General features: G+C 68.9%; 17 protein-coding genes. 7 read left to right on the top strand and 10 right to left on the bottom strand.

Annotated elements, in window-relative coordinates; translation table 11 throughout:
- Positions 1-24 precede the first annotated feature (24 nt).
- The 4 genes from ACN0RJ_RS07520 to ACN0RJ_RS07505 are packed head-to-tail and all read left to right on the top strand — an operon-like array spanning position 25 to position 3897.
- The gene (locus ACN0RJ_RS07520) at positions 25-552 is read left to right on the top strand and encodes a cupin domain-containing protein (protein WP_417723869.1); all 528 of its coding nucleotides are present in this window, start codon (positions 25-27) and stop codon (positions 550-552) included.
- A complete protein-coding gene (locus ACN0RJ_RS07515) occupies positions 552-1346 on the top strand; it encodes an alpha/beta fold hydrolase (protein WP_417723868.1) in 795 nt (264 codons plus the stop codon). Before ACN0RJ_RS07520 ends, ACN0RJ_RS07515 begins: the two co-directional genes overlap by 1 nt.
- Positions 1343-3082 (top strand): hypothetical protein, encoded by a 1740-nt coding sequence (locus ACN0RJ_RS07510; protein WP_417723867.1) that lies wholly within the window; start codon positions 1343-1345, stop codon positions 3080-3082. The genes ACN0RJ_RS07515 and ACN0RJ_RS07510 overlap by 4 nt, the downstream gene beginning before the upstream one ends.
- Positions 3079-3897: an aspartate dehydrogenase gene (locus tag ACN0RJ_RS07505; protein ID WP_417723866.1), complete on the top strand. Its 819-nt coding sequence runs from the start codon at positions 3079-3081 to the stop codon at positions 3895-3897. The genes ACN0RJ_RS07510 and ACN0RJ_RS07505 overlap by 4 nt, the downstream gene beginning before the upstream one ends.
- Here ACN0RJ_RS07505 and ACN0RJ_RS07500 read toward each other — a convergent pair.
- Genes ACN0RJ_RS07500 through ACN0RJ_RS07475 form a run of 6 tightly spaced genes read right to left on the bottom strand, consistent with a single transcriptional unit; the run spans position 3894 to position 11253 of the window.
- The gene (locus ACN0RJ_RS07500; RefSeq protein ID WP_417723865.1) at positions 3894-5798 is read right to left on the bottom strand and encodes a CocE/NonD family hydrolase; all 1905 of its coding nucleotides are present in this window, start codon (positions 5796-5798) and stop codon (positions 3894-3896) included. The two genes, ACN0RJ_RS07505 and ACN0RJ_RS07500, sit on opposite strands and share 4 nt — an antisense overlap.
- On the bottom strand, positions 5798-7366 hold the full coding sequence (locus ACN0RJ_RS07495) for an ABC transporter substrate-binding protein (RefSeq protein ID WP_417723864.1): 1569 nt from the start codon (positions 7364-7366) through the stop codon (positions 5798-5800). Before ACN0RJ_RS07495 ends, ACN0RJ_RS07500 begins: the two co-directional genes overlap by 1 nt.
- Positions 7366-8427 carry an ABC transporter ATP-binding protein gene (locus tag ACN0RJ_RS07490; RefSeq protein ID WP_417723863.1) on the bottom strand — a complete coding sequence of 354 codons (1062 nt, stop codon included), beginning with the start codon at positions 8425-8427 and terminating at the stop codon, positions 7366-7368. The genes ACN0RJ_RS07495 and ACN0RJ_RS07490 overlap by 1 nt, the downstream gene beginning before the upstream one ends.
- The gene (locus ACN0RJ_RS07485; RefSeq protein ID WP_417723862.1) at positions 8424-9398 is read right to left on the bottom strand and encodes an ABC transporter ATP-binding protein; all 975 of its coding nucleotides are present in this window, start codon (positions 9396-9398) and stop codon (positions 8424-8426) included. The genes ACN0RJ_RS07490 and ACN0RJ_RS07485 overlap by 4 nt, the downstream gene beginning before the upstream one ends.
- Positions 9395-10285, bottom strand: a complete 891-nt coding sequence (locus ACN0RJ_RS07480) for an ABC transporter permease (RefSeq protein WP_417719943.1) — start codon at positions 10283-10285, stop codon at positions 9395-9397. The genes ACN0RJ_RS07485 and ACN0RJ_RS07480 overlap by 4 nt, the downstream gene beginning before the upstream one ends.
- The gene (locus ACN0RJ_RS07475) at positions 10282-11253 is read right to left on the bottom strand and encodes an ABC transporter permease (protein WP_417719942.1); all 972 of its coding nucleotides are present in this window, start codon (positions 11251-11253) and stop codon (positions 10282-10284) included. The genes ACN0RJ_RS07480 and ACN0RJ_RS07475 overlap by 4 nt, the downstream gene beginning before the upstream one ends.
- A gap of 117 nt (positions 11254-11370) precedes the next feature.
- Here ACN0RJ_RS07475 and ACN0RJ_RS07470 point away from each other — a divergent pair, with 117 nt between their 5' ends.
- Positions 11371-12306 (top strand): LysR family transcriptional regulator, encoded by a 936-nt coding sequence (locus ACN0RJ_RS07470; RefSeq protein ID WP_417719941.1) that lies wholly within the window; start codon positions 11371-11373, stop codon positions 12304-12306.
- Between the two features lie 7 nt (positions 12307-12313).
- Here ACN0RJ_RS07470 and ACN0RJ_RS07465 read toward each other — a convergent pair whose 3' ends face one another.
- Positions 12314-13990, bottom strand: coding sequence for a chloride channel protein (locus tag ACN0RJ_RS07465; protein WP_417719940.1), 1677 nt, complete (start codon positions 13988-13990; stop codon positions 12314-12316).
- 65 nt (positions 13991-14055) lie between these two features.
- Between ACN0RJ_RS07465 and ACN0RJ_RS07460 the strand changes: the two genes are divergently transcribed.
- On the top strand, positions 14056-15432 hold the full coding sequence (locus tag ACN0RJ_RS07460) for an FAD-binding oxidoreductase (RefSeq protein WP_417723861.1): 1377 nt from the start codon (positions 14056-14058) through the stop codon (positions 15430-15432).
- A gap of 73 nt (positions 15433-15505) precedes the next feature.
- Here ACN0RJ_RS07460 and ACN0RJ_RS07455 read toward each other — a convergent pair whose 3' ends face one another.
- Positions 15506-16114 (bottom strand): TetR/AcrR family transcriptional regulator, encoded by a 609-nt coding sequence (locus tag ACN0RJ_RS07455; RefSeq protein ID WP_417723860.1) that lies wholly within the window; start codon positions 16112-16114, stop codon positions 15506-15508.
- 84 nt (positions 16115-16198) lie between these two features.
- Between ACN0RJ_RS07455 and ACN0RJ_RS07450 the strand changes: the two genes are divergently transcribed.
- On the top strand, positions 16199-16729 hold the full coding sequence (locus tag ACN0RJ_RS07450; protein ID WP_417723859.1) for a DUF1772 domain-containing protein: 531 nt from the start codon (positions 16199-16201) through the stop codon (positions 16727-16729).
- Here the strand turns inward: ACN0RJ_RS07450 and recN are convergent.
- Both recN and ACN0RJ_RS07440 read right to left on the bottom strand, forming a co-directional pair.
- Complete coding sequence (recN, locus tag ACN0RJ_RS07445) at positions 16726-18378, bottom strand: DNA repair protein RecN (protein WP_417723858.1); 1653 nt, start codon at positions 18376-18378, stop codon at positions 16726-16728. The two genes, ACN0RJ_RS07450 and recN, sit on opposite strands and share 4 nt — an antisense overlap.
- Positions 18379-18411: 33 nt before the next feature.
- Entirely contained in the window at positions 18412-19263 is an 852-nt protein-coding gene (locus ACN0RJ_RS07440; protein WP_417719935.1) for an outer membrane protein assembly factor BamD, read from the bottom strand.
- Between the last annotated feature and the right edge of the window lie 18 nt (positions 19264-19281).

The raw sequence follows: 19281 nt of genomic DNA, 5'->3' as shown, positions 1-19281 counted from the left end.
GACCGGGACAATGGAGATCAGAAAATGGACACCAGACAGGCACGGGCAGAGATCGGCATCCACGTTTCGGGCCCGGCAGAGCGCGAAAGCTACTGGCAGCCGGTGCCCGCCAACGGATACATCGACGTCGCCCTCGCCCCCCATATCGTCGGCATGCAACTGCCCTTTGCCATGGGCACGCAGAACGTCGCGCCCGGTGGATACGTGCGCGAGCATACCCATGAGGAGAACGAGGAGGCCATCTTCGTCATCGAAGGCCACGGCCGCGCGGTGATCGACGGCCGGGATTACCCGATGGAGCCGGGCACCACGGTTTTCCTGCCGATGGGCGTGCGGCACATGTTCGTCAACGAAGGCGCGACCGATCTGCGCTGGGTCTGGCTGATCAACCCCAACGGGCTCGAGGATTTCTTCCGCCTGATCGGGCGGCCGCGCGCACCGGGCGACAAGGTGCCGGTGAACTTCCCCCGGCCCGAAAACGTGCTGGAGATCGAGCGCGCCACGGTTTTCGGCGCGCAGCCCGAGGACCAGCGCAAGCCCGACGCAAGCTGATGCCCCGGCACATCGCCGAAGACGGCTGCCGCATCCATTACGACGCCCGCGGCACGGCGGGGCCGCGTGTCCTGCTGCTGCCGGGGCTCGGCGGCGATGCGCGTTTCTGGACCGGGGTGGCAGCGGGGCTGGCCGAAGATCACCGCGTCATCGCCACCGACCACCGGGGCGCGGGACGCAGCGACCGGCCGGAGGGCGCCTATACGCTCGACCGGATCGCGCGGGACGTGCGCGGCCTGATCGCGGCGCAGGACGGGCCCGTGCATCTTGTCGGCCATTCCACCGGCGGCGCGGTGGCGCAGATGCTGGCCATCGACCCGCCCGCGAACCTGGCAAGCGTGACGATCTCCTGTTCCTGGGCGCGGTCGGATGCACGGTTTCGGGCGATCTTCAATGCCCGCGCGGCGCTGCTCGATGCCGGGTCGAGCGAAGCCTATCAGGCGCTGACCGATGTCTTCGGCCACACCGCCGGCTACCTCGAAACCCACGAGGACGCGCTGCGCGAAGGGCGCCGGACGGCGGCGGAGAAACTCGCCCCGCTCGCGGTCACGGCGGCGCGGGTTCGGATGCTGCTCGACCACGATTGCCTCGACGATCTGCCCCGCGTCGCCCTGCCCGCGCTTGTGCTGGCGGCGGCGGACGATATCCTGCTCCCGCCGGAGATGTCGCGCCGGATCGCCGGGGCCATCCCCGGTGCCCGCCTGCAGATCCTGCCCGGCGCGCATTTCCACCCGGCCGCCGATCCGGGGCCGATGATCGCCGCCCTGCGGACCTTTCTGACCGAGGTGACATGACCCCCGAGCTGCCCCTCTCCGATCCCGCCCTGCCCCCCGGGGCCGACCTGCTTGCCGAAGGCCGTGCCGATGCGCGCGACTGGCGGCTGGGCTCCTGCCTGTTCCTGCAGACCGAGGGCGTCGCCTCGGAAGCCGCGTACAAGCGGCGCGAGGCGGCGAAGGGCCGGATCATGCAGCACGCCCATATCGGCTTTCGCTCCGTCGCGCGCACGACGGAGGCGATGGCGCAGTTGGTGGAGCGCGCGGCGCGCCACGGCGCCCGCATCGACCGCTTCGGCGTCACGCTCGACTGGACCATGGGCTACCCGCCCGAACGCCGCGCAAGGGCGACGCGCGGCACCGGCATCGTGCTCGACGGACCGGAGGATTTCGCGCGGATCACCAATGCCTCGCCCGCCGCGACGCATTTCGGGGATTTCATGCTGGGCCTGCCGGGGGCGCTGCACAACACCCGCGCGGCGATTGCCGCCGGGGCCACGGCCATCGGCAACCTCGGGCAGTATTTCACGTTCCGCCTGCCCTATTGGGACGACGATGTCGCCACCACCTGCGCCACGGTGCGCGCGCTGGGGCTGATCGCCGCGCAGGAGGCCGAGATCCTCGTGCATTCCAACCTCGACGACGGGTTTGCGGGGCTGTTCCTCGACATGAGTTCCGCGCTCGGCATGGTGATTGTCGAGAAATACATCGTCGAGGATCTGATCGGGGCGCACGCCTCGTTCTGCTTCGGGCATCACTATTCCAACCCGCTGACCCGGGCCGCCTTTCACGCCGCGCTGGCGCGGATCACCGACACGCCGGGCAGCATGATCTACGGCAACACCGTCGCCTACCAGGGCGAGGCCTCCGCCAATTACGCGAGCCTTTCCAACTATCTGCTGGCCGATCTGATCGCCCTGTCGCGCACCCATACCGGCCATGCCGTCACCCCGATCCCGGTGACCGAGAACCGGCGCATTCCCGATGTCGACGAGATTCTGGACGCACAGCTGTTCGCCGCGCGGCTGGCCGGCCATGCGGCGGGCCACGCCGCGCTGGTGGATGTCGAACGGATCGACGGGGTCGCGGACAGGCTGGTCGACGGCGGCCGCCGCTTTGCCGAGCGCGCGCTGGCGGGGCTGGCCGAGCGCGGCATCGACACGACCGACCCGGCGGCGCTGATGCTCGCCATCCGGCGCATGGGCGCCAGGCGGATGGAGGTGCTCTGGGGCGCGGGCCCGCGCGACGGTCTGTCCCGCCGCCCGCTGGTCGCCGCCGACTGGGCCGAGGAACTGGACCGCAAGGCCGAGGATTGGGCCGCCCCCCGCGCCGATGCCGCTCGGGGACTGCGGGTGGTGATCGGCACCACGGATGTGCATGAACACGGCGCATACCTCGTGCGCGCGGCGCTGGAACGGATCGGCGCCGAGGTGACGGAGGCCGGCATCGCCATCGACCCCGAAACTCTCGTCGCCTGCGCCGTCGTCGCCGAGGCGCAGGCCATCGCCATCAGCAGCTACAACGGCGTCGGCCTCGGCTACGTGCGCGCGGTGCAGGCCGACCTCGCGGCGCGGGGTCTCGATCTGCCGGTGATGATCGGCGGCGTCCTGAACGAGATCCCCGCAGAGTCCAACTCCGGCCTGCCGGTGGATGTGGCCGACCAGATCCGCGCCGCCGGGGCGCTGCCCTGCCGCTCGCTCGACGACATGCTGCCGGTGCTGCGCGCCATTGCGACCCCGGCGGAGACGGCGCCATGAGCGCGCGTATCGCCACCATCGGCTTCGGCGCGATGGCGCGGTCGCTGGCTGCGGCCCTTGCCCGCCACGACGGCGGGCCTCGGGTGACGGACTGCCTGCTGCGCCCGGACAGCGCCACGGATCTGCCCGAGGGCGTGACCGCCTGCACCGACATCGCCGCGCTGATCGCCAAAGCCCCCGATCTCGTCGTGGAATGCGCCGGACACGCCGCTCTTGCCGAAACGGTTCCGGCGCTGCTTCGGGCGGGGCTGGATGTGGTGGTGGTCTCGCTCGGGGCGCTCTGCGACGATGCCCTGCGCGCGGAGGTCATGCGCGCGGCGGCCGAAGGCGCGGCCCGGCTGATCCCCGTGGCCGGGGCGGTCGGCGGGCTCGACCTGCTGCGCGCGGCGCGGCTGGCGGGGCTCGACGCGGTGACCTATCGCGGCATCAAGCCGGCCGGAGCCTGGGCCGGATCGCCCGCCGCCGACGCCGTGGACCTCGGCGGGCTGGCGCAGGCAACGGTGGTCTTTTCCGGCACCGCCCGCGAAGCCGCCCTGCGCTTTCCCAAAAATGCCAACGTGGCGGCAGCGGTGGCCTTTGCCGGGCTTGGGCTGGATGCCACGCGGGTCGAATTGATCGCCGATCCCGCCGGCACCGCCAACCGGCACGAGATCGCGGCCACCGGCGCCTTCGGCGAGATGGCGTTTTCGGTCACCAACCGCCCCCTTCCCGGCAATCCGAAGACCTCGCACCTTGCCGCCCTCAGTGCCGAAGAGGCGGTCCTGGCCGTCTTTGCCGCCGGCCCGTTCGGGGCCGACGCCGCGCCCCGGCGCTAGAGATCCAGCACCTCGAGTTCCAGAACCGTGCCTTCGCCCAGGAACACGGTGTTCTGCGCGATGCGGCGACCGCGCGCCGTGCCCTCGGCTTCGCCGGTGTTGGGGTTGATGTCGTATTTCGGGAAATTCGACGACGAGATGTCGAGCCGCAGCCGGTGCCCCCGCGCAAAGCGGTTGGCGGTGGCAAAGGGGGTGATCGAGATGTCGAAGGCACCCTCGTTCGCCGCCACCAGCGCCGGGGTCTCGTATCCCTTGCGATAGCGCACGCGGAAGATGCCGTCGGTGACGTTCATCGCGTAGCCGCGCGGGTAATCCGGGGACGGCGGGTAGACGTCGACCAGCTTGGCGGTGAAATCGGTGTCCGGCGCATCGGTCGACACCCGCAGGCGCACCGTGACCGGCCCGGCCACCACCAGGTCCCGTTCCAGCGGCGCCGTCTGAAACGACAGCACGTCGCGCCGGGCGATCAACGGCAGTCCGGGGCGGGTGCAGCCGAAGAACCGCTCATCCTCGGTCTGATCGAAGGCGCCGCCCTCGAAGATCGGCTCCCCGGAGGTGAGCGAGCCGCCGATGGTCGGCACCGGATCGGCGGGATCGTAGCTGTAGCCGAGCGCGGATTCCTCGTCCGCCGCATCGCCGAGGCTCATGTCGGCGCGGGGATAGAGGCGCAGGGCGCGCGCCTCGGGGACCGGCCAGTCCGAGGTCTCGATCCAGGCACCGCCGTGGTCCAGATGCCCCTCGGCGGTCTTCGCGCCGGACCCGCCGCCCATGACGAACAGATGCACCCGCTCGTCGCGGGGGGCGGCAGCTTCGCCCTTGAGCCACTTGGCGAAGAACTTGAGCCGGAAGGCCAGCCAGTCGTCGTCGACCTGCCCGTCGAGCGGCGCATCGGGGCCGAAGTCCACGTCGCCGAACACCCGGCGCGAGCGGTTGCCGTGGGTCCAGGGCCCCATGATGAGGGTCAGCGGCCGCGCGGCCCTGCCCTTCAGCCCGGTGTAGTTTTCCAGCGTGGTCTGCACATAGGCGTCGTACCAGCTCGACATGAAGATGATCGGCACCTCGGGGAAGGTGTCGTAATGGCCCGCGGCCCAGATGCCGGTCTTCTTCCAGAAGGAATCGAAGGTGCCGTGCTGCCACTGGTCGAGCAGGTAGCCTTCGTAATCGGGGTCCCAGCGGACCGGAGAGCGCCCCTTGGTCCAGGGGGTGCGGGTCATCCAGTCGGCGAGGTTCTCGGCCTCGATCGCGCGCAGGATGGCGGGGTTCGCCACCACCGAGGGCGCCTCCATCGCACGGTTGTAGGCCCAGGTGGCCTGCTTCATCTCGAGCGCGCCGCCCTGCCGGATGCCGCAGGTGAAGGCGTTGGAAAAGCCGCCCGAATCCACCGCCATGCAGGCCAGCCCCGGCGGGTTGAGACAGGCCAGCGCCATCTGCACATGGGCATCGTAGGACAGGCCCATCGTGCCGACCTTGCCGTTGCCGAAGGACTGCGCGTCGATCCAGACCATGCTGTCGTAGCCGTCCTCGGCCTCGTTCAGATACTTGGTGAAGCTGCCTTCGGAGGCGTAGCGGCCCCGGCAATCCTGCCAGATCACCACATAGCCCTGCGCCACCAGCAGGAGCGCGAGGTCGGGGCGGCTGTAGGGGGTCGGGCGCGCCACGGAGAGTTCGGTCCGCGGCGTGCCGGATTTGTCATAGGGCGTGCGTTCGAAGATCACCGGGCGCGGCGTGTCGTCCGGCCCGCCATCCGCGCCCGCCGGGCGGTAGATGTCGGTGGCCAGACGGACGCCGTCCCGCATCGTGACCCGGACGTCACGATGCACGACCACCCCCGGCCCGGCCGGTTCCGCGGGAGTCAACTGGTCCGAAGCCACGGCGGGGGCAGAGGTGGTCAGGCTGGTCATTACTCGGCGCTCACTTTCTGCGGCAGGGTCTGTTCGGACAGGCCGGCGTCGATGATCAGCCCGTCCTTCAGGCCCCAGTGCACCTTCTGCCAGTAGAGCGGCACGATGGGCTGTTCGTCGAACACCATCGCCGTCACGTCGCGCAGCTTTTTCAGCCGGGCCTCGGTGTCGAACTCCTGCAGCGCGTCGGCCAGCGCCGCGTCGAACTCGGGCGAGGAAAAGCGCACGCGGTTGAACGCGCCCTTGCCCGCGTCCTTGTCATAGGTGTGCAGGAGCGATTGCAGGTTGGGGGCCGAGGTCGGGGTCGAGGCCCCGAGCGAAAAGACGAAGGCGCCGTAGTCGCCCGCGCTCGCCGCCTTGGAGTAGACGGAATAGGGCAGCGCCTCGACCCCGTTCACCTTGAGCCCGCCGCGGGTCAGCATCTGACCCAGCGCCTGTGCGAGATCGCCGTCGCCGGGAAAGCGGTCGTTGGAGCTGTAGACGGTGATGCCGAAGCCCTCGGGATAGCCCGCCTCGGCCAGCAGGGCCTTGGCCTTCTCGATGTCGGGGGTGTCGGCGGGCACCTCGGGGTTGTAGCCGCCCAGCGCCTCGGGAACGAGCTGACCCGCCGGAACGCCGGAACCGCCGAGGATGCGGTCCACGATCAATTCGCGGTCGATCATGAGCGAGATCGCCTTGCGCACGCGCACGTCCTTGAACGGGTTCGCGGCCAGCGGGGCGCCGTTCAGATCGGTAACGCCAGGCGCCTCGTCGAAGCGCATCGACAGGCCGAGATAGATCACCCGGCCCGAGGGGGTCGAGAACACGTGCATTCCGTCGGTCGCATCCAGCCGCGCCACGTCCTGCGGCGGCACCGCGTCGATCACGTCGACCGCGCCGGAGAGCAGCGCCGCGACCCGCGCCGCGTCGTTCGAGATGTAGCGGATCTCGACATCCTTGAAGGTCGGTTTCGGCCCCCAGTAGCCGTCATAGGCGGTCATGGTCAGGGTTTCGCCCGGCTTCCATTCGCCGAAGACGTAGGGCCCGGTGCCGACCGCGGCGCCGGTTGCGAAATCCTCGCTGGTCCTGCCCTCGGTCGCGGCCTTCGAGAGGATGAAGACGCGGCCGATGTCCTCCATCAGCGCCGGGTTCGGGGCGTTGGTGGTGATCTTCACGGTCAGGTCGTCGACCTTTTCCATCGCCGCGACCGAGGACACCATGTCGGTATAGGGCGCGGGGGAATTCGGCACCTCGTCGGCGCGTTCGAGCGAATAGATCACGTCATCGGCGGTAAGGGCCGAGCCGTCGTGAAAGGTCACGTCCGGGCGCAGGTGGATGAGCCAGGTGTTCTCGTCCTCGGTCTCCCAGCTTTCGGCAAGCCCGGGCGACACCTGGAGGTTCTCGTCGAAGCTTACCAGACGGTCGAAGAACATGGTCGAGGTCATCTGGTTGTTTCCGGTCCGCGAGAACTGCGGGTCGATCGAGCTTTGCTCGGAGGCGCGACCGATGGTCAGGTCCTGCGCCATTGCGGGCGACAGCAGCGTGGTCGACAGAAGCGCCGCAAGGGCGGTCTTTTTGGCGAAGGTCATCAGGATACTCCTTGTTGGGTCGGTTCTTGTTGTGTGGTCGGGTCTTGGTCCTGCAGCAGCCGGCCGGTGCCGTCACCGAGGTGACAGGCGACGGTGTGCCCCTCGGCGGCCGTCACCAGCGCGGGGCGCTGCCGGCGGCAGATGTCCATTGCGAAAGGACAGCGCGGGTGGAAATGGCAGCCCTCGGGCGGGTTCACAGGCGAGGGTATCTCGCCCTTGACGGTGCTGAAGCGATGGCCGCGCCGGTCGATGCGCGGGATCTCGTCCAGCAGGGCCTGCGTGTAGGGGTGGCGCGGGGTGTCGAAGATCGCCGCCGTGGGGGCGCTCTCGACCACCCGGCCGAGATACATGATGACCACGCGGTCCGAGATGTAGCGCACCACCGACAGGTCGTGGCTGATGAACAGCAGGGTGAGCGACAATTCCTTGCGCAGCCGCACCAGCAGGTTGATGACCTGCGCCTGGATCGACACGTCGAGCGCGGCGATGCTTTCGTCGCAGATCAGGAAATCCGGGTTCACCGCAAGCGCGCGGGCGATGCCGATGCGCTGGCGCTGCCCGCCCGAGAACTGGTGCGGGTAACGGTTCACCATGGCGGGATCGAGCCCGACGAGGCCCATCAGGCGCTCGACCTCGGCGCGCATCCCGCCGCGCGGCAGAAGGCCGTGCAGGCGGGGGGCCTCGCCGATGATGTCGACCACCTTCTTGCGCGGATTGAGCGAGGACATGGGGTCCTGAAAGATGATCTGCGTGGCAAGGCGGTTGGCCTTGGCCGCGCGGCCCTTCAGCGTGGCGATGTCCTGCCCGTCGCGCAGCACCGCGCCGCTGGTGGCGGGCAGCATGCCGGCGACGACGCGGCCGAGGGTGGACTTGCCGCAGCCGGATTCCCCCACGAGGCCGACCACCTCGCCCTTGGCGATGCTCAGCGACACGTCGTCGAGCGCATGCACGACGGGCGGCGTTTCGGCTAGACCGGCGCGGATGGCAAGGCGCTCGGCGATGTCGGTGCTGCGGCGGAATTCCTTGGTGACGTGGTCGACCCGGATCATCGGCGTGGTCATGCGGGCACCTCCTGTCCCAGCGGATGGAAACAGCGCCAGGCATGTGCGGCGCCGGTTTCCGGCGGCTCGGCGCGGCAGGCGGCGGTGGCATGGGCGCAGCGCGGACGGAACGGGCAGCCCTCGGGACGGCCGAGCGGCGGCGGCGCGCTGCCGGGGATCTGGCGCAGCGGCTGGCCGCGGTCGTTCTCCATCGGCAGGCTGTCGATCAGGCCACGGGTGTAGGGATGGCGCGGCGTGTCCAGCACCTGATCCACCGTGCCGCGTTCGACGATGCGGCCCGCGTACATCACCGCGACCTTTTGGGCGAGTTGCCCGACCACGCCGAGGTCGTGCGAAATCCAGATCAGTCCCAGCCCCATGTCGCGGGTCAGGGCCTGGACCTCGGACAGGATCTGGCTCTGGATGGTCACGTCGAGCGCCGTCGTCGGTTCGTCCGCGATGATCAGGTCCGGCCGGTGCAGCAGGGCGATGGCGATGGCCACGCGCTGACGCATCCCGCCGGAGAATTCGTGCGGATAGGCGTCGATGCGTTCCTCGGGGCGGGGAATCCCCACCATGCCGAGCGCGTCGCGAGCCATGGCGCGGGCGTCGGATTTCGACACCCCGGCATGGGCCTGCACCGTCTCGATCATCTGGGTGCCGATGCGCAGCACCGGGTTCAGCGTCATCATCGGATCCTGAAAGATCATCGCGATGCGGTTGCCGCGCAGATCGCGCAGACGGCGGGGCGATGCGGCGCGCAGGTCCTCGCCGTTGAACAGGATCGACCCGTCCACAACCTTGCCCGGCGGATCGACCAGCCCCAGCAGCGAAAAGCCGGTGATCGACTTGCCCGACCCGCTTTCGCCCACGAGACCGAGGATCTCTCCCCTGTCGAGCGTCAGGTCGACCCCGTCCACGGCCTTGACCGTGCCCTTCGGCGTCTCGAACCAGGTTTTCAGGCCCCGGACCTCCAGCAGATGCGCGCTCATTGGGCCAACCTCGGGTTCAGGATCACGCGCAGGCGGTCGCCCACGATATTGACGGAAAACACCAGCACCAGCAGCAGCAGGCCGGGATAGACGGACATCCAGTAGAGCCCCGCCAGCATCACCTGGTAGCCGTTGGAGATCAGCAGCCCCAGCGAGGGTTCGGTGATCGGAAGGCCGATCCCGAGAAAGGACAGCGTCGCTTCGGCGGCGATGGCGCTGGCCACCTGGATCGTCGCGATGACGATGAGCGGCGGCAGGCAGTTGGGCAGGATGTGCCCGCCCATGATGCGCCAGGCGGGGATGCCCAGGCAGCGCGCCGCCTCGGCGTATTCCTTGCCGGATTCCACCAGCGCCGTGGCCCGCACCGCGCGGGCGAAATAGGCCCATTGCACGAAGACCAGCGCGAGGATGACCTTGTCGACCCCCTGCCCGAAGACCACGAGGATCATCAGCGCGACCAGGATCGTCGGAAAGCCCAGCATCAGGTCGACGAAGCGCATGATGAGCGTGTCGATCAGCCCGCCGCGATAGGCCGCGAGCAGCCCCAGCGCCGTGCCGACCAGCATCGCCAGCACCCCGGCGATGACCCCCACCGCAAGCGAGGTGCGCAGCCCGTATAGCATGGCCGAGAACATGTCCCGCCCCTGCCCGTCGGTGCCGAGGATGTAGGTCAGGCCGGTGTAGCCTTCGGACATCGGCGGCAGCTTGGCGTCGAAGAAGTCGATCTCGCCCAGGTCATAGGGGTTCTGCGGCGCGATCACCGGGGCGAGGACCGCCGCGAGGATCAGGGTGAGGCAGACCAGCGCGGCCAGCGTGGCCTTGGGAGAGGCGAGCAGCCCCCGCGCGATGCGCGCTCCCATGCTTTCGCCTTTGAGCAGAGCGGTCATCGGGCACGGCTCCGGATGCGGGGGTCCAGCGCCGAATAGAGCACGTCGACCACGAGGTTGATCAGGATGAACATGGTGACGATCACCAGGATGTAGGCGACGACCACGGGCCGGTCGAGCATGTTGATGCTGTCGATGATCAGCTTGCCGACGCCCGGCCAGGCAAAGATCGTCTCGGTCACCACGGCAAAGGCGATGAGCGAGCCGAACTCGATCCCGAGGACGGTCACGATCGGGATGAGGATGGTCTTGAGCACGTGCACGAAAAGGATGCGGCCTTCGGACAGCCCCCGCGCACGGGCGTATTTCACGAAGTCGAGCGGCATGGTCTCCTGCACCCCGGTGCGGGTCAGGCGGATCACCAGCGCGATCTGCGCCAGCGCGAGGTTCGTCGCGGGCAGCAGCAGGTGGATGAACCCGTCGAGCGTGGCATAGCTGGTGCGGATGCCGAGGACGGTGCCCGTATCCCCCCGCCCGGTCGAGGGCAGCCAGCCCAGCCAGACCGAAAAGATCATGATGAGCATCATCCCCTGCCAGAAGTTCGGCAGCGAGAACCCGAGGATGGAACCCGTCATGATGCTCTCGTCCGTCACCGAGCCGGGCTTGACCCCCGCCCAGAGCCCGAGCGGAATGCCGAGGATCAGCGACAGCAGAAGCGAGGTTGTGACCAGCTCCAGCGTGGCCGGAAGCCGTTCGAAGATCACGTCCAGCGCCGGACGGTTGTAGACGAAGCTGCGGCCGAAATCGCCCTGCAGCGCCGAGGTGACGAAGCCCCAGTACTGCACCGGCAGCGGCGCATCCAGGTTGAGCGAGGCCGCCACCTGCGCGCGTTCCGCCATGGAGGCATCCGCGGGCAGCAGGATCTCGAGCGGGTCGCCGATGGCATAGACGCCGAGGAAGACGATCAGCGAGGTGATCGCCAGCACCAGCATCGCCTGCAGGGCGCGTCTGAGGATGAAAACGGTCATGGCCTGCCCTTTTCGGGCCTTGGCGCCTTTTTGTGCGGCATGTCTGTGTCCCTGTTTCGAGGCAGCTTGCGGGACGATTCGAATCTATGCAAGATTATGAAATTCACGCCAGACCTTATGCTTGATGCGCATACATTCGGGAGCCTCGACACCATGCAGCTCAACCAGCTCGAAACCTTTCGCGCCGTGGTCGAGAACGGCTCGACCCAGGCCGCGGCGGCCCTTCTGGGGATCACGCAATCCGCCGTGTCGCGCCGGATTTCCCAATTGGAGCAAGAGCTTGGAATTGACCTTTTCCTTCGCGACAAGGGCCGGCTGGTGGCCACCCGGGAATGCCGGCTGTTGCAGGGGCAGATCTTCGGCATGGTGGACCGGGGCGCGCAGCTCGGGGCGCTGGCGCGCGACCTCCGGCTCGGCAATTCGGCGGCGATCACCCTGCGGGTCGCGGTGCCGGGCAGTCTGACCCTTTCGATCCTGCCGGGGATTCTGCGCGATTTCCTGGCAGAGAACGACAAGGTGCAGGTCGAATTGCACACCGGCCCCTATGACACCATCGAACGGATGCTGATGGACGAGCGGGCCGAAGTCGGATTCCTGCGCGTTCCGGTGCAGCGCGCCGGCCTGAAGGTGATGCCCGTCATCGAGGCGCATACCGTCTGCGTCATGCCCGACAACCACCCGCTGACCGCGCGGGACCATATCTCGATGGTCGATCTGCGGGGCGAACCGCTGATCCTTCTGGGCCGGATGCGCGCCCCCCGCCGCGAGCTGGACGAGGCGTTCTGGAATGCCGGCCTCGCGCCGCAGGTGCGCGTCGAGGCGCATTCGGTGATGTCGGCCTGTTCGCTGGTCGCCGCGGGACTCGGCGTCACGCTGGTGAACGAGCTCATGGCGCATGACTACGACCACCTGCCGATCACCTACCGCCCGATCAGCCCCGCCCTGTCGCACCGCTTTGCCTTTGCGGTCAGCGCGGAGGCGCCGCTGTCACAGGCCGCGCGCGGCTTTGTCGAGATGGCGACCGGGCGGCTGCAATCCCTGCTGACGCCCTAGCGACGGGTCAGGAATGCTCTTCCTCGGCCGTCGCGGCGAGGGCGCGGTTGTAGGCGCGCAGGGCATCGACGTGGAACAGCGCCCCCTTCAGCAGCGGCGTCTGGTCCTCCCCCTCGAGCGTGACCACCGGCAGGAAGGCGACGCCGGATTTCTCGAACCGCGGCAGGGCGGTTTCCAGCGTCGCCTGCGCGGTCAGGTAGAGCCCCTGGTCGATCATCCGCAGGCAGGCTTCCTCGTCCGCCGCGCCCTCGGCATCCGGGCGGCGCATCACCCCCTGCACGCGGAACATCGCCAGAAGGTAGGCCTGCGGACCGGCGGCGAGATGCACGTTGCGCCGTTCCAGTTGCGACAGGAAGAAGCTGCGGTCCACCATGCGCGAGGCGATGGCCGTGGACATCGAAACCGACACCATCACGGCGAGGCCGGTCTGCCAGTCTCCGGTCAGTTCGAACACGATCAGCGTGGTAGAGATCGGCGCCCCCAGCACCGCCGCCGCCACGGCGCCCATGCCCGCAAGCGCGTAGAGCGTGAAGGCCGAGCTCTGCTCGGGGAAGAGGCCGGTGGCGATGTGGCCGAACACCACCCCGGTGAGCGCGCCGACCATCAGCGCGGGCGAAAACACCCCGCCCCCCATGCGCCCGGCCATGGTGATCGACACCGCCGCGACCTTGACCACCGCAAAGATCAGCGCCTGCGACAGCCCCAGCGCGCCGGTCAGCGCGCGCGAGGTCGTCTCGTAGCCCACGCCGATGATGTGGGGAAAGCGGATCGCGATGGCCCCGAGCAGAAGCCCCGCCACCGCCGGGCGGGCCCAGTGCGGCAGCGACAGGCGCCGCTGGATCGTGGTGCCGAGATCGTCCGACCAGAAGATCGCGCGCATCGTCAGAACCGCCACCAGCCCGCAGACCAGCCCCATGAGAAAGAAGGCCGGAAGCTCCAGGTAGAACTCCACCGTGGTCGTGCCGGGCAGCACGAATTCGGTCACGTCCCCGAAGGTCAGCCGGTTGATCACGGTGCCCGCCGCCGAGGCGACCACGATGGGCGCGAAGGCATGCAGGGCAAAGTGGCGCAGCACCACCTCGAGCGCAAAGAGCGCGCCGGCGATCGGCGCGTTGAAGCTGGCCGAAACCGCTGCCGCCACCGCGCAGCCCATGAGATCGCGCGCGGTGATGCCGTCGAGCCTGAGCCGGTTCGACACCCAGGAGGCGAGCATCGCGGCGATATGCACCACCGGCCCTTCGCGGCCCGTGGAGCCCCCGGTCGACAGGGTGATCCAGGAGCAGAGCGCCGAGGCGAACCCCGCCTTGCGCTCGACCCGGCCGTCGCGCAGCGCCGCGCCCTCGATGACGTCCGCCACCGACCGCACCCGCCCGTCAGGGGTGAATTTCTGAAGGATGATTCCGACGACCGCCCCCCCGAGGACCGGGATCATCAGCACCCAGATCCACGGCAGGGTCCGCGCGAAACTGGCCAGGGTGTTGACGTCCTCGGCCCCGTAGACCGCCGCCTGCAACCGGAAGATCGCAAAGCGGAAGGCGATGGCCGCAAGGCCGGAGGCCGCGCCGATCACCAGCGCGATGAACCAGAAACTCAACTGACCCGGCGCGCCGTCGTACAGGAACTGCCATCCCCGTGCACAATGCGCGCGCGTCTCGTGCCATTGTTTCCGAAAATGCCTCTGCATTCCCCTACCCTTTCGCCGGAAGGCGCGCGGCGCTAGGATGATCCGCGGTCAAACCGGAGGTCGCCATGCCCATTCCCCAGGCCCTTGAGGCCCTCTCCCAGTTCCTAGGCGAACGCTTGACCAGGTCCAAGTCCGAACTGGACCAGCACGGCCGCTCGGAATCCTATTTTCCGCTCACCCCGCCCGATGCCGTGGCCTATCCCGAAACGACCGAAGAGGTCCGCCGCATCGTCGGGATCTGCGCGCAGGAGGCCTGTCCGATGATCGGCTGGGGCGCGGGAACCTCGCTCGAAGGGCACGGGTTGGCGGTGCACGGCGGGGTGGTGGTGGATTTCACCCGCATGAACAAGGTGCTCGAGATCCGCCCCGCCGACATGGACGTGAGCGTTCAGCCCGGCGTCACCCGCGAGTCCCTGAACGAGGAACTGCGCGCCACCGGACTGTTCTTTCCGGTCGATCCCGGCGCCAATGCCTCGATCGGCGGCATGGCCTCGACCCGCGCCTCTGGCACCACCAGCGTGCGCTACGGGACGATGCGGGACAACGTGATCGGGCTGCAGGCGGTGCTCGCCGACGGGCGGGTGATCCGCACCGGCACGCGGGCGCGCAAATCCTCGGCGGGCTACGATCTGACCGGGCTCTTCGTCGGCGCCGAAGGCACGCTGGGCCTCGTCACCGAACTGACCCTGCGCCTGCACGGCGTGCCCGAGGCGACCTCGGCCGGGATCTGCGCCTTTCCCGACATCCACAGGGCCGTCACGGCGGTGATGGAGGTGATCCAGATGGGCATTCCCATGGCGCGGATCGAATTCGTCGATGCCGCCACGGCGCTCGCCTTCAACGCCTATGCCGGGGTCTCGATGGCCGAGGCGCCGCACCTGCTGGTGGAATTTCACGGCTCGCCCGAAAGCGTCGCGCAGGATGCCGAACGCTTCGGCGATATCGTGGCGGATCACGGGGCGACCCCCTTCCAGTGGTCCGCCCGCGAGGAAGAACGGCGCGCGCTCTGGGCGCTCCGCCACAACGGCTATTACGCCATCCTCGCGTCCCGCAAGGGCGCGCGGGCAGTGGTCACCGACATGTGCGTGCCGATCTCGCGCCTGGCCCGCGCCGTCGAGGAGACCCGCGCGGATATCGAGGCCTCGCTGGTGCCCGGTCCGATCCTCGGCCACGTGGGAGACGGCAACTTCCACGCCATCCTGCTGGTCGATCCCGACCAGCCCGCGGAACTGGAAGCGGCCAAGCGCCTGTCGCACCGCATGGCGGAACGGGCGCTGGCCCTGGGGGGCACCTGTACCGGCGAACACGGCGTCGGCCTGGGGAAACTGCCCTTCATGCGGGCCGAGCACGGCGAGGGCTGGGACGTGATGGGCGAGATCAAGCGCGCCCTCGATCCGCGAAACCTCATGAACCCCGGTAAACTCGTGCCGCCCCCGGGCTGACGCCGGGGCTTCGCGCAAATCTTTTTCAAAAGATTTGCAAATTCCTTGGAAGGAATTTGCGTCGCGCCAGCGGTCAGGGGGTGCCCGGATCGGGCGCGAAGGTCTTGACGACGAAGTGCTCGGCACGCCGGGCGCGGGTTTCGATATCCGCTGAGGTCGGCGCGGCCATCGCGCCGGTGGCGCGGCGGATCTGCAGATCCCCGATCAGCAGGTCCACGTAGACCGCCGCCGCCTCTTCGGGGGAGCGCACCACGCCGGAGGCGGCAAGCCGCGTGAAGAGGGACTGGATGCGCGGCAGGATCGCGCCCCGCCCCGCCTCGGCCAGAACCGCGCCGAGGCTGTCGGTCGCATCGGCCGCCGCGGCCCGGTTCAGCGCCACGGCGCGGTCGCTCAGGAGCATGGTCAGAAGGCGCGGTCCCAGATCGCGCAGAATGTCGAGCGGGTCGTCCGCATCCGCCGCGCCCCGGTCGAGCGCGGTCGCGATCTGCGCCGCGTTGCGCGCGATCAGGGCGCGGAAGAGGCCGGTCTTGTCTCCGTACCATCGATAGAGCGTCTCGTTCGAGGCGCGGGCGCGACGGGCCACCGCAAGCATCGACAGACCGCCATACCCCTTTTCCGCCAGTAATGCATAGGCCGCTTCGGCGATCTGCGCGTCACGTCGGGCGCGGGCATCCTCTTTCATGGCGGTGGTCCTTCGGGTTGACCAAAAGCGTAACTCTGTGTACGTATCGGGTCAATGCGTACACCAAGTTACGGACATTCAGACATGATGATGACGGATATCACCGCGCCCCGCACCCCGCCGGGATCGGCACCGCACAGGCTGGCCGCAGTTGTTGCGACGCTGTTCTCGGGGGCGATCTTCGGCTTCTTCTACGCCTGGATCTGCTCCACCATGTGGGGGCTGGATGCGGCGGACCCGCGCGTTGCCATTGCCGCGATGCAGGCGATGAACAACTCGGTGCGCAATGCGGTCTTTGCCCCGGCCTTCTTCGGAACGCCGGCCATGCTCGTCCTTGCCGCCCTGCTCTGCCTGCGCGCGCAGCAGCGGCGCGCGGCGGGGGCCTTCGGCGCGGCAGCGCTGGTCTACGGAATCGGCGGGCTCGGTCTGACCATGGCGGTCAATGTCCCGATGAACGAGGCGCTTGCCGGGGTCGCGGTGCCCGCGTCGGAGGCCGAGGCGCAGGCGATCTGGCAGGCCTGGTCCCCGGACTGGCAGGCCTGGAACATCCTGCGCACCCTCGCCTCCGGCTTGACGCTGGCGCTGTCGACGCTCGGGTTGCTCGCCCTGCGCTAGCCCTCCAGCAGCGCGCGGGCGGCGGCGCGGGCCTCGTCGGTGACGATGTCCCCGGCCAGCATGCGCGCGATCTCTCCCTCGCGGGAGGCGGGGTCGAGCGGCACCACGGTCGAGGTGGTCATCTCGCCCTCCACCCGCTTCTCGACGCGCCAGTGATGCGCCCCGAGTGCGGCGACCTGAGGCGAATGCGTGACCACCAGCACCTGCCCGCCCGACGCCAGCGACCGGAGGCGCCGGCCGACGGCAGCGGCGGTGGCGCCGCCCACGCCCCGGTCGATCTCGTCGAAGATCATCGTCACGCCGAGGTTGCGCTCTTCGGCGAGGCTGACCTTCAGCGCCAGCAGGAAGCGCGACAGCTCCCCGCCCGAGGCGATCTTGTTGAGCGCGCCAGCGGGGGCGCCGGGATTGGTCGCGACGGTGAACGCCACGGCGTCGCGCCCCTCCGGCCCCGGATCGGCGGTGGTGATCTCGGTGCGGAACACCGCGCGCTCCATCTTGAGCGGCGCGAGTTCGGCGGCCACGGCGGTGTCGAGCCGACCCGCCGCGGCGCGACGGGCCTCGGTCAGCGCCGCGGCGGCGGCATCATAGGCGGCATCCGCCTCGGCCACGGCGGCGGTCAGCGCCGAAAGTTCGTCCGCGCCGCGATCCAGCGCCTGCAACCGACCCGACAGGGTGGCGGCGAACTCCGCCAATTCGTCCGGCGCGACCTGGTGCTTGCGGGCGAGACCGCGGATGGCAAAGAGCCGCTCTTCCGCAGCTTCCAGCTCGTGGGGGTTGAACTCCAGCGCATCGAGGCAATCGGCCACCTCGCGCGATGCCTCGTCCAGCTCGGCCATGGCGCGGGCCAGCGCGGCCATCGCCGCATCGAGCCGGCCCTCGGCCTTGTCCGCCGCCCCCTCGAGCCAGCGCAGCGCCCCGGCCATCGCGCCTTCGGCACCATCGTAACCCAGCGCCTCGGAGGCGCGGGCGATGTCGTCGCGGATACGTTCGGCGGCCTGCATGCCGCGGCGACGCTTGTCGAGTTCGGCCTCCTCCCCCGGCTCGGGGGAAAGCTTGTCGAGTTCGGCCACCGCATGACGCAGGAAATCCTCCTCGGCGCGCACGGCGTCGAGCGCGGCCTGCGCCTCGGCCAGGCGCTTGCGGGCCGCGCGGCGGGCGGCCCAGGCGGCGCGGGCCGTGTCGATGGCGGGGTCGATCCCGGCGAAGGTGTCGAGAATGGCGCGATGCCCTGACGGGTTCAGCAGCCCCCGGTCGTCGTGCTGGCCGTGAAGTTCCACCAGCGTTTCCGAGAGGCGGCGCAGCACCTCGCCCGAAGCGCGGCGGTCGTTGATCCAACCGGTCTTGCGCCCGTCGGCGGTGTTGACGCGGCGCAGGATCAGCTCGTCCGACACCGGCAGCCCCGCCTCGTCCAGCACCTCGCGCGCGGCATGGCCGGGGGCGAGGTCGAACACGGCGGTGACTTCGCCCTGCTCCGCCCCGCTGCGCACCAGCTCGGCGCGACCGCGCCAGCCGAGCACGAAGCCCAGCGAATCCAGCAGGATCGACTTGCCCGCCCCGGTTTCGCCGGTCAGCACGTTGAGACCGGGCTGGAAGCTCAGATCCAGCCGGTCGATGATGAGCATGTCGCGTATTTCAAGCGCCCGAAGCATATCGCGTCCGGCGGGATCTCGGCCCGCCTGTCCTTACAGCCACTCGCCCTTGACCATCTGACGATAGACATTGGCCAGCCAGTTGTCGCCGCTCGCCTTCATCTGCAGGCCGCGGCCCGCAAGCAGCTTGTAGCTGTCCTGGTACCAGGTCGTGCTCTGGTAGTTGTAGCCGAGGATCGCCCCCGCCGTCTGCGCCTCGTCCGTCAGGCCGAGGGACAGGTACGCCTCCACCAGGCGGTGCAGCGCTTCGGGGGTGTGGGTCGTGGTCTGGAAATCCTCGACGACCGAGCGGAAGCGGTTGATCGCCGCACCGTAATGGGCGCGCTTCAGATAGTAGCGCCCGATCTCCATCTCCTTGGCGGCGAGGTGATCGAAGGCGAGGTCGAATTTCAGGATCGACGAGCGGGCATATTCGCTGTCGGGATAGCGTTCGATCACCGTACGCAGGGATTGCAGCGCCTGGAAGGTCAGCCCCTGGTCGCGGCCGACCTCTTCGATCTGGTCATAGTAGGAGAGCGCCAGCAGGTACTGCGCATAGGCGGCGTCGTCCTCGGTCGGGTAGAAGTCGATGTAGCGCTGCGCGGCGGAACGCGAATTCTCGTAATCCTTGTCCTGATGATAGGCATAGGCCTGCATGATCAGGGCACGCTTGGACCAGTCGGAATAGGGATAGAGCCGCTCGACCTCGGAGAAGTAATAGGCCGCCTGTTCGGGGTCCTCGCGATCCAGTTCGAATTCCGCCCGCTCGAAGATCTGCTCCGCCGTGAACGTCTCGATCGGGGCGCCGTTGGGGGCAAAGCCCTGCCGTTGATTCGAGCAGCCCATCAGCACCAGCGCCGAAAGCGCCGCTGCGATCACAACCGTCCGCGATCTGCCGCCTGCCATGCCCGACAATCCTCACAT

The organism is Salipiger sp. (assembly GCF_048261495.1).
Lineage (GTDB): Bacteria > Pseudomonadota > Alphaproteobacteria > Rhodobacterales > Rhodobacteraceae > Salipiger.
Note: the sequence above shows the minus strand (reverse complement) of the source record. Positions and strands in the feature narration are given on the sequence as shown.

Bases quoted from the DNA above. Each gene is read 5' to 3' on its own strand.
- ACN0RJ_RS07520 (WP_417723869.1), top strand. From the start codon at position 25: ATGGACACCAGACAGGCACGGGCAGAGATCGGCATCCACGTTTCGGGC.
- ACN0RJ_RS07515 (WP_417723868.1), top strand. From the start codon at position 552: ATGCCCCGGCACATCGCCGAAGACGGCTGCCGCATCCATTACGACGCC.
- ACN0RJ_RS07510 (WP_417723867.1), top strand. From the start codon at position 1,343: ATGACCCCCGAGCTGCCCCTCTCCGATCCCGCCCTGCCCCCCGGGGCC.
- ACN0RJ_RS07505 (WP_417723866.1), top strand. From the start codon at position 3,079: ATGAGCGCGCGTATCGCCACCATCGGCTTCGGCGCGATGGCGCGGTCG.
- ACN0RJ_RS07500 (WP_417723865.1), bottom strand. From the start codon at position 5,798: ATGACCAGCCTGACCACCTCTGCCCCCGCCGTGGCTTCGGACCAGTTG.
- ACN0RJ_RS07495 (WP_417723864.1), bottom strand. From the start codon at position 7,366: ATGACCTTCGCCAAAAAGACCGCCCTTGCGGCGCTTCTGTCGACCACG.
- ACN0RJ_RS07490 (WP_417723863.1), bottom strand. From the start codon at position 8,427: ATGACCACGCCGATGATCCGGGTCGACCACGTCACCAAGGAATTCCGC.
- ACN0RJ_RS07485 (WP_417723862.1), bottom strand. From the start codon at position 9,398: ATGAGCGCGCATCTGCTGGAGGTCCGGGGCCTGAAAACCTGGTTCGAG.
- ACN0RJ_RS07480 (WP_417719943.1), bottom strand. From the start codon at position 10,285: ATGACCGCTCTGCTCAAAGGCGAAAGCATGGGAGCGCGCATCGCGCGG.
- ACN0RJ_RS07475 (WP_417719942.1), bottom strand. From the start codon at position 11,253: ATGACCGTTTTCATCCTCAGACGCGCCCTGCAGGCGATGCTGGTGCTG.
- ACN0RJ_RS07470 (WP_417719941.1), top strand. From the start codon at position 11,371: ATGCTTGATGCGCATACATTCGGGAGCCTCGACACCATGCAGCTCAAC.
- ACN0RJ_RS07465 (WP_417719940.1), bottom strand. From the start codon at position 13,990: ATGCAGAGGCATTTTCGGAAACAATGGCACGAGACGCGCGCGCATTGT.
- ACN0RJ_RS07460 (WP_417723861.1), top strand. From the start codon at position 14,056: ATGCCCATTCCCCAGGCCCTTGAGGCCCTCTCCCAGTTCCTAGGCGAA.
- ACN0RJ_RS07455 (WP_417723860.1), bottom strand. From the start codon at position 16,114: ATGAAAGAGGATGCCCGCGCCCGACGTGACGCGCAGATCGCCGAAGCG.
- ACN0RJ_RS07450 (WP_417723859.1), top strand. From the start codon at position 16,199: ATGATGATGACGGATATCACCGCGCCCCGCACCCCGCCGGGATCGGCA.
- recN (WP_417723858.1), bottom strand. From the start codon at position 18,378: ATGCTTCGGGCGCTTGAAATACGCGACATGCTCATCATCGACCGGCTG.
- ACN0RJ_RS07440 (WP_417719935.1), bottom strand. From the start codon at position 19,263: ATGGCAGGCGGCAGATCGCGGACGGTTGTGATCGCAGCGGCGCTTTCG.